This window comes from Kitasatospora putterlickiae (assembly GCF_039527695.1).
Taxonomy (GTDB): domain Bacteria; phylum Actinomycetota; class Actinomycetes; order Streptomycetales; family Streptomycetaceae; genus Kitasatospora; species Kitasatospora putterlickiae.
In genome coordinates this window covers 29,624-31,602 of the sequence record NZ_BAAAKJ010000223.1, presented here as the reverse complement: position 1 = coordinate 31,602, position 1,979 = coordinate 29,624, and the positions used below count along the sequence as shown (strand labels likewise).

The following is a 1,979-nucleotide window of genomic DNA, read 5'->3' as shown; positions in this document are numbered from 1 at the left end:
CCGGCGCCCCCGCCGGGGCCGCCGTGGTCGCGGTCGGCGGCTACGGGCGCGGCGAGCTCTCGCCGCGCAGCGACCTGGACGTCCTGCTGCTGCACGAGGGCCGGCTGGACCCCGCCGTGCCGGAGCGCCTCTGGTACCCGGTCTGGGACTCCGGCGCCTCGCTCGACCACGCGGTCCGCACCCCCGCCGAGACCAGGTCGGTGGCCGCCGCCGACCTGAAGGCGCAGCTCGGCCTGCTGGACGCCCGGCACGTGGCCGGCGACCCGGCGCTCACCGCCGCGCTGCGCTCCACCCTGCTCGCCGACTGGCGGGTGGGCGCCCCGCGGCGGCTGCCGGAGCTGCGCGAGCTGGTCCGGGAGCGGGCCGAGCGGCACGGCGAGCTGTCCTTCCTGCTGGAACCCGACCTGAAGGAGGCCCGCGGCGGCCTGCGGGACGTCGTGGCGCTGCGCGCGGTCGCCGCGAGCTGGCTCGCCGACGCGCCCCGGGAGGGGCTGGACGCCGCCGCGCTCCGGCTGGCGGACGTGCGCGACGCCCTGCACCTGGTGACCGGCCGGGCCACCGACCGGCTCGCCCTGCGGGACCAGGACCAGGTCGCCGAGCGGCTGGGCCTGCCGGACGCGGACGCCCTGCTGCGCGAGGTCTACCGGGCGGCGCGGACCGTCGCCTACGCCTCCGACGTCGCCTGGCGGTCGGTGGAACGGGTGCTGGCCGCCCGCTCGGGCCGGGGCCGCCGGCCGCTCCGGCGCCTCCCGTTCACCGGTGCCGGACGGGGCGCGCCGGCCCGGGGCCCGGTGGAGCGCCGGCCGCTCGCGGAGGGCGTGGTGGAGCAGGACGGTGAGGCGGTGCTGGCCCGGGGCGCCCGCCCGGCCGCCGACCCGGTGCTGCCGCTGCGCGCCGCGGCGGCGGCCGCCCAGAACGGCCTCGCCCTCTCCTGCGCGACGGTGGGCCGGCTGGCGGCGGAGTGCGGTCCGCTGCCGGTGCCCTGGCCGGACGAGGCGCGCGAGCAACTGGTCACCCTGCTCGGCGCGGGCGAGGCCTGCCTGCCGGTCTGGGAGGCGCTGGAGGCGCGGGGGCTGATCACCCGGCTGCTGCCGGAGTGGGAGCGGGTGCGCTGCCGGCCGCAGCGCGACGCGGTGCACCGCTGGACGGTGGACCGGCACCTGGTGGAGACGGCGGTGCGGGCCGCCGCGATGACCCGCCGGGTGGCCCGGCCGGACCTGCTGCTGGTCGCCGCGCTGCTGCACGACATCGGCAAGGGCCGGCCGGGCGACCACAGCGCGGCGGGCGAGGCGGTCGTCCGCGTCCTGGCCGCCCGGATGGGCTTCGACCCGGAGTCGGTGGAGACCCTGGCGGTGCTGGTGCGCCACCACCTGACCCTGGTGGACACCGCGACCCGGCGGGACCCGGACGACCCGGCGACCGTGGAGACCGTCACCAAGGCGGTCGGGTCGGTGGCGCGGCTGGAGCTGCTGCGGGCGCTGACCGAGGCGGACGCGCTGGCCACCGGCCCGGCCGCGTGGAGCGGCTGGCGGGCCTCGCTGGTGGACGGCCTGGCCGCCCGGGCCGCCGCCCGGCTGACCGGGGCGTCCGGCGGGTTCCCCGGCCCCGTCGAGGCGGAGCCGACCGCCGAGCAGGAGCGGCTGGCGGTGGAGGCGGCCAGGACCGGCGGGCCGGCGCTGTCGCTGTCGGCCGGGAGCGAGGCGGACGCGGCCGGCACCGGGCCGATGGGCGTGCGGCTGCTGCTGGCCGTCCCGGACCGGCCGGGCCTGCTGGGCACCGTCGCCGGGGTACTGGCCCTGCACCGGCTGGCGGTCCGCTCGGCGGGGCTGCGCGTGCTGGACCCGATCGGCGCCGGGCCGGTGCTGCTGCTCTCCTGGACGGTGGCCGCGGAGTTCGGCGGGCCACCGGAGGCGGCCCGGTTCCGGGCCGATCTGCGTCGGGCGCTGGACGGCTCGCTGGACGTCACCCGCCGACTGGCC

General features: G+C 80.5%; 1 protein-coding gene. It reads left to right on the top strand.

Annotated elements, in window-relative coordinates:
* A partial coding sequence (locus tag ABD308_RS22270; RefSeq protein ID WP_344337907.1) for a [protein-PII] uridylyltransferase occupies window positions 1-1,979 on the top strand: 1,979 nt, incomplete at both ends.